Annotated in this window: 7 protein-coding genes; 4 read left to right on the top strand and 3 right to left on the bottom strand. The window is 70.9% G+C overall.

Going from position 1 to position 6,609, the window contains the following annotated elements; translation table 11 throughout:
* From I59_RS05345 to I59_RS05330, 4 genes are all read left to right on the top strand, one after another.
* On the top strand, positions 1–925 hold a 925-nt coding region (locus I59_RS05345; protein ID WP_022902985.1), incomplete at its 5' end, for a beta-galactosidase trimerization domain-containing protein.
* Positions 922–1,836 (top strand): carbohydrate ABC transporter permease, encoded by a 915-nt coding sequence (locus I59_RS05340; protein WP_022902984.1) that lies wholly within the window; start codon positions 922–924, stop codon positions 1,834–1,836. The genes I59_RS05345 and I59_RS05340, both read left to right, overlap by 4 nt.
* Positions 1,833–2,783, top strand: a complete 951-nt coding sequence (locus I59_RS05335; RefSeq protein ID WP_022902983.1) for a carbohydrate ABC transporter permease — start codon at positions 1,833–1,835, stop codon at positions 2,781–2,783. Before I59_RS05340 ends, I59_RS05335 begins: the two co-directional genes overlap by 4 nt.
* 48 nt (positions 2,784–2,831) lie before the next feature.
* Entirely contained in the window at positions 2,832–4,169 is a 1,338-nt protein-coding gene (locus tag I59_RS05330; RefSeq protein WP_022902982.1) for a sugar ABC transporter substrate-binding protein, read from the top strand.
* A gap of 223 nt (positions 4,170–4,392) precedes the next feature.
* Here the strand turns inward: I59_RS05330 and I59_RS05325 are convergent, their stop codons facing one another.
* The 3 genes from I59_RS05325 to I59_RS05315 all read right to left on the bottom strand — a co-directional run.
* Positions 4,393–4,884: a hypothetical protein gene (locus I59_RS05325; RefSeq protein ID WP_148286098.1), complete on the bottom strand. Its 492-nt coding sequence runs from the start codon at positions 4,882–4,884 to the stop codon at positions 4,393–4,395.
* Positions 4,885–4,987: 103 nt separating this feature from the next.
* A complete protein-coding gene (locus tag I59_RS20680; protein ID WP_022902980.1) occupies positions 4,988–5,842 on the bottom strand; it encodes a hypothetical protein in 855 nt (284 codons plus the stop codon).
* A gap of 142 nt (positions 5,843–5,984) precedes the next feature.
* Positions 5,985–6,609 (bottom strand): TetR/AcrR family transcriptional regulator (locus tag I59_RS05315; RefSeq protein WP_022902979.1); only part of this gene is annotated, 625 nt, incomplete at its 5' end.

The following is a 6,609-nucleotide window of genomic DNA, read 5'->3' as shown; positions in this document are numbered from 1 at the left end:
CTCCGCGCTCCTCCCGCACGCCGGCACGGCGTCCCGGACCTGGCGCGACGTCGTCGAGCTCGGCGCACTCGTCGAGCGCCTCGGTGAACTGCGCGGCTCCCGCGTCGCCGCGGACGTCGCGCTCGTCTTCAGCTGGGAGAACCAGTGGGCGGCCGACCTGGAGGCGCACCCCACCACCGCGCTCCGCTACCTCGAGCAGGTCCACGCGTTCCACGGCGCGCTGTGGGACCTCGGCGTCACGGTCGACGTCGTGGCGCCCGGCGCGCCGCTCGACGGCTACGCCGTGGTGCTCGTCCCCGAGCTGTACCTCGTGCGTGACGAGCACGCCGCCGTCGTCGCGGACCACGTCGCCGCCGGTGGCCGGGCGGTCGTCACGTGCTTCAGCGGCATCGTCGACGAGCGCGACCGGGTGCGGACCGGCGGCTACCCCGGCGCCTTCCGCGACCTCCTCGGCGTCCGGGTCGACGAGTTCCTCCCGCTCGCCGCCGGTGGCGAGATCGCCCTGTCCGACGGGTCCGCGGGCACCGTCTGGAGCGAGCCCGTGGCCCTGCACGGTGCCACCAGCGTGCTCGACTACGCCGCCGGCCAGCTCGCGGGTCAGCCGGCCGTCACGCGGAACGACCACGGCGCCGGCGCCGCCTGGTACGTCTCCACGGTCCTCGCTGCCGACACCCTCCGCACCCTGCTCGGCGACGTCCTGGCCGAGGCCGGGGTCACGCCGGACGCTGCCGCACGGCCCGGGCTCGAGGTCGTCCGCCGCCGCGACGACCAGCACGAGTGGGTGTTCCTGCTCAACCACACGGACCAGCCCGTCCAGCACCACGAGGCGGGCCACGAGCTCGTCGCCGACCACGCCGTCGCCGGCACCACCACCATCGCCCCCGGTGGCACCCAGATCATCCGCACGGACAGGAAGCGTTCATGACCACCACAGCCCAGCGACCCCGGGTCGCACGACGTCGGCCCGGCGGGGGCTTCCGGTACCGCCGCGCGATCGCGGTCTTCATCGTGCCGTTCGCCGTGCTCTTCACCGCGTTCTACCTCGTGCCGATCCTCTACGCGGTGTGGGAGTCGCTGCAGAAGATCGAGCGTCAGGGCACGTTCGGCGCACCCACGCAGGTGTTCGGCGGGCTCAGCCAGTACGTGCTCGTGTTCCAGAACAGCGAGTTCTGGGGCTCCGTGCTCCGCGTGCTGCTGTTCGGCATCGTCCAGGTGCCGGTGATGCTGCTCCTCGCCCTGGTGTTCGCCCTGCTGCTCGACTCCCCGCTCCTGCGCGGCAAGCGCTTCTTCCGCCTGGCGTTCTTCGCGCCCTACGCCGTGCCCGGCGTCATCGCCGCGATCATGTGGGGCTACCTCTACGCGCCGAACCTCTCGCCGTTCTCGGCGGTCACGAGCCGGTTCGACCTGCTCGGTGGCGGCACGGTGCTGTGGGCCGTCGCGAACGTGGTCACGTGGGTCTACGTCGGCTACAACATGCTGATCATCTACTCGTCGCTCCTCGCGATCCCGACCGAGATCTACGAGGCGGCGAAGCTCGACGGCGCCTCGCAGCTGCGCATCGCCCTGTCGGTCAAGATCCCGATGGTGATCCCGGCGATCGTCCTGACCGCCGTGTTCTCGATCATCGGCACCCTGCAGCTCCTCACCGAGCCGACGGTCTTCCGCCAGTTCACGTCGACCATCTCGTCGACCTTCACGCCGAACATGCTCGTCTACTCGACGTCGTCGGTCCCGAACTTCAACCTCGCCGCGGCGTTCTCGGTCGTCCTCGCCGTCGCCACGTTCGTCCTGTCGATCGGGTTCCTCCGACTGACCCAGCGGAAGGAAGCCCAGTGACCGTCAACGCCCCCAGCCGACGCGACCTCGCGGGGGAGGCGGGCCGACCGCTCGAGCCGAACCGCGCCTCCCGGCCGCACCAGCGCGGAGCGCGGGGACCGCGCGAGAGCGTCATCTCCCGCTCCGCAGCCATGCTCGTCATGGGTGTCTTCACCGTCTACTTCCTGCTGCCGATCTTCTGGCTGCTGGTGTCGTCGACGAAGACCGCGACGAACTTCAACACGACGTTCGCCCTGTGGTTCAGCGCGTCCTCGCTGCAGGACGTCGTGACGAACCTCGGCCAGCTGTTCACCTACCAGGGCGGCATCTACCTGCGGTGGATGGCGAACAGCATCGCGTACGCGGCCGTCGCCGGCCTGATCGGCACCGTGCTGTCCGCGATGTGCGGGTACGCCCTCGCCAAGTACCGGTTCCGTGGTCGCGAGGCCCTCTTCAACCTGTTCCTCGGCGGTGTCCTCGTGCCCGCCACCGCGCTGGCCCTGCCCCTGTTCCTCATCTTCAGCCAGGTGGACCTGACCGACACGTTCTGGTCGGTGTTCCTGCCGAGCATCGTCAGCCCGTTCGGCGTGTACCTGTCCCGCCTGTTCGCGGCGTCGAGCGTGCCGGACGAGATCATCGAGGCCGCGCGCATCGACGGCTCGGGCGAGGTCCGCACGTTCTTCACCGTGGCCGTGCGGCTCATGTCGCCCGCGCTCGTGACCATCTTCCTGTTCCAGTTCGTCGCCATCTGGAACAACTTCTTCCTGCCGCTCGTGATGCTCCGCGACTCGTCCCTGTTCCCGGTCACGCTCGGCCTCTACACGTGGAACTCGAACGTGAGCCAGTACCCGGACCTCCGGACCCTCGTGCTCATCGGGTCGTTCCTCTCGATCATCCCGCTGCTCATCGCGTTCCTCTCCCTCCAGCGCTTCTGGCGGTCCGGCCTCGGTGCCGGCGGCCTGAAGTAGCCACCGACCCTCCTGACGCACCACCTCTCACTCCCGAACGGAAACAGCATGAAGACAACGAAGTTCCTCAGCGTCGCCGCCGTGGCGGTCGCCGCGACCGTGGCCCTCGCCGGCTGCAGCGCCGGCGGCAGCGGCTCCGGGGGCGGTTCCGACACCGCGGCTGCGAGCTGCAAGCCGTCGAGCGGCAAGGTCACGCTCGACTTCACCACCTGGGTCCCGAACATGGACAAGGTCGTGGCGATCTGGAACAAGGAGAACCCGGACATCCAGGTCAAGGTCTCCATCGTCGCCAGCGGCAACAGCGGCACCTACCAGAACTTCTTCAACCAGCTCAAGGCGAAGCAGGCCCCGGACATCGGGCAGGTCGAGTACGACTCGCTGCCGGCGTTCCGCGTGCAGGACGGCCTCGAGGACATCGGCGCGTGCGCCGGCGTCGCGGACGCGAAGAAGGACTTCTCCGAGGGTCTCTGGAACCAGGTGACGTTCGGCGACTCGAAGTCGGTCTACGCGATCCCGCAGGACTCCGGCCCGATGGCGCTCTACTACCGCAAGGACCTCTTCGAGAAGGCCGGTCTGTCCGTGCCGAAGACCTGGGACGAGTACGCCCAGGACGCCGTGAAGATCAAGGCACTCGGTGGCAACATCACCAACTTCGCCAAGGGCGACGTCAACCAGTTCGCCGGGCTCGTCTCGCAGGCCGGCGGGCAGTGGTTCTCGAACTCCGGCTCCGACTGGACCGTCAACCTGACCGACGGCGCGTCGAAGAAGGTCGCGAACTACTGGCAGGACCTCATCGACAAGAAGCTCGTCAACACGCTGCCGAGCTTCTCCGACCAGTGGAACAGCGCCTACGACAAGGGGCAGGACTGGACCTGGGTCTCCGCCGTCTGGGGTGCGAACACCATCTCGAGCGGTGCGCCGTCGACCTCCGGCAAGTGGGCCGTCGCGCCGATGCCGCAGTGGACCTCGGGTGAGACGAAGTCCGCCGCCTGGGGTGGTTCGTCCAACGTCGTCTTCAGCGGGAGCAAGCACCCGGCCGAGGCGTCGAAGTTCCTGGTGTGGCTGAACACGTCGAAGGAGGCGCTCGCCGCCCTGAACAAGCAGGCCAACCTCTACCCGGCGTCCACCACCGGCGCCGACCTCCCGGCACTGACCGAGGGCCTGCCGTTCTACGGCGACCAGAAGATCTACGAGGAGTTCGCCACCGCCGCGGAGAACATCCAGCCGTTCACCTGGGGCCCGACGATGACCCAGACGTACTCGGACATCTCGGACGGGTTCGGCCAGGCGGCGTCCGGACAGGGCACGCTCCTCGAGGCGCTCGAGTCGGGGCAGTCCAAGACGGTCGCGGCGCTGAAGGCGCAGTCGATCCCGGTCAAGGGCTGACGCCCTGACGCGCTGACGGACGGGAGGCACGGTGCGGGCTCGCACCGTGCCTCCTGTCCGTTCTGTGGTCCCGTCACGCGCTGCGGCGCGCGGTGCGGCTGCGGTGCCGCTTCTGACTCGGTGCGAGGTTGTGCGCACTGTGCGAGGGGAATGCCCTGCCACCGTGTGCGGGACCTCGCACCGAGCGCGCGGCGTGCACGACGCCGTGCCCACTGCGGTGGCGTCAGCCGATCCGATCGAGGTCCGGCTGCCACCCCCGGCGCGTGATCTGCGCCGACCAGAGCGCCCGGCCCGACCGGTCGGACGTCTCGGCGTCGAGCTCGATGCCGTCCACCCTCCGGTCGACGGTGATCGGGAGTCGCGCCGTCGCCCCGCACGGGACGTCCCGCTCCGCGAGGGCCTCCCCGGGGTGCAGGTCGTCGCCCTCACCGTCCTTCGTCGAAGTGAAGGCACGGACGCTGATCCGCACGGTCGCAGTGGATCGACAGACGGCGAGCACATCGTACGATCCCGGCGACACCGAGGACAGCGCGGCTCCGGCGAAAGCGCGTCCGTCGTCGCCGACCGTGAGCCGGCCACCGGCACCGCCCTGGCCGTGCGCATCGCTCAGGGCGGACGACATGCGGTCGAGCCACGCCTGGCCGTAATGGTCCGGCGCCGGATCGTGCTGCGAGCAGCCCGTGAGCAGGAGTGCGGTGGCTACGACGGTCCCCACGAGAGCGATGCGGGCGGGGACGCTTGTCAGCACGTCCCGAGCATGCCCGTCGTCGAACCCGTGCCGCAACGCCCCGTCCGGGGTCGTCGCCGCTTCCGCGACCTCAGCCCAGCGGGTCGTCCTCGTGGACCTCGAAGGCCTCCAGCCGGGGGTCGTCGAGGATCGCCTCGACGAGAGCTCGTGATCCGGCGACCATCGTCGAGTCGAGGTCGATCTCCGTCGCCATCGCCCACGCACGGTCTCCGGGCCACAGCAGCTGTGGCGTGTGCCGCAGCGGGTGGCCGTCACCGACCGTCGCCCGATCGGTCCAGGTCGGGTCGGCGAGCTCCGAGGCGTTCGTCGCGAAGCAGATGAGGTCTCGCCCTGGCCACTGCAGGCGCGGCCCGGCGAGCGCGGTCACGAGGGCGTCCTGCTCGGCGCGGCGCCGGTCGGCGTCCGCCTGCATCGCGACACGCTCGGCGTGCGTCGGCCCCGGTTCGTCGTCGGACCGCTGCCAGCCGACGACCAGCATCCCACTGCCGTCGAGGTCACCCCACCCGTCCCAGATCCCGGCGACGAGGTCGTCGGGCGTCGACGTGGCTGCCGACAGGTGACCGATGAGGACCGCGAGCACGGAAGGGTCGAGCCAGCCCTCCTGCGGGGGTTCAGCACGCCAGCCGTCCGGGAAGGGGAGGTCCGACTCGTCGTCCAGGCCCGTCAGTCGGTCCCAGCGCGTCCGTGCGTCGATGGTGCCGCCAGTGCGCGCCGCGACGTCGGCCCAGCGCCACGTCGCCGTCTCGAGCACGGGATGCTCGCCCCGCCGATCGGTGGTGCTCCGGTCGTCGCGGTGCGCGGTCACCGGGTGGAGCACCCGCGCGCACGCGGTGAAGCCCGTGCCGACGACGCCCCCGATCGTCGACCATGCACCGGCCCGCCGGACGAGCCAGTCGCCGCGGCGGACGTCGGTGAGGAGTTCCATGCCGCGAGCGTAGCCGTCCGGTGCGGCTCCCCGCGCGCTGCGGCTCCCTACTCGGTGCGAGGTTGTGCGCACCGTGCGGGGCGAAGGCCCTGCCACCGTGCGTCGAACCTCGCACCGAGTGCGCGGCGGGCACGAGCGCGGGTCAGGCGTCCGGGCCAGGTGCGTCGAGCGCGCGCGGGTCGAGGCCGACGGCGCGGGCGATCGTGTCGCGCACGAGGCCTTCACGCGTGGGGCGGTCGAGGTAGTCGACGAGGGCGTACCCGTTCGTGGCGTCGACGAGGGCGAACAGCAGCCGGCCGATCCCCGCCGGGTCCTCGGTCCGCATGACACCAGCGTCGACGCCGTCCGCGACGACCCCCGTTGCGAGGCGCTGCCAGTCGTCCATGACGTCCCGCGCGGCAGTGGCGAGGACCTCGTTCGTCCGACCCAGGCTCCACGCGTCGGCCCAGAGCACCGCCACGTCGTCGCGCGCCGGGTCCGCGATCGCGGCGAGCAGCACGGACAGTCGTTCGACCGGGTCGGCCCGGCGCTCCACGAGCCGACGGATCTCCGCGACCTCGGCCTCGGCGATCGCGCGGAAGGTGTCACCGACCAGGACGTCCATCGACGGACGGTAGTGCGCGACGAGGGACGGTGCGACGCCGACGGCCGCGGCCACCCCCCGCAGCGTGACCGCGGCGAGCCCGTCCGCGCGTGCGACCGCCGCGGCCCCGGCGGTGATCTGCGCCTCGCGCTCGGCGGGCCAGAGGCGCCGGCGGGCGGGTGGG

The sequence above is a fragment of the Curtobacterium sp. B8 genome (assembly GCF_000333315.1).
In the GTDB taxonomy this organism is placed as follows: domain Bacteria; phylum Actinomycetota; class Actinomycetes; order Actinomycetales; family Microbacteriaceae; genus Curtobacterium; species Curtobacterium luteum.
Note: the sequence above shows the minus strand (reverse complement) of the source record. Positions and strands in the feature narration are given on the sequence as shown.

Excerpts from the sequence above, each read along its gene's own strand:
- I59_RS05340 (WP_022902984.1), top strand. The coding sequence starts at position 922 with ATGACCACCACAGCCCAGCGACCCCGGGTCGCACGACGTCGGCCCGGC.
- I59_RS05330 (WP_022902982.1), top strand. The coding sequence starts at position 2,832 with ATGAAGACAACGAAGTTCCTCAGCGTCGCCGCCGTGGCGGTCGCCGCG.
- I59_RS20680 (WP_022902980.1), bottom strand. The coding sequence starts at position 5,842 with ATGGAACTCCTCACCGACGTCCGCCGCGGCGACTGGCTCGTCCGGCGG.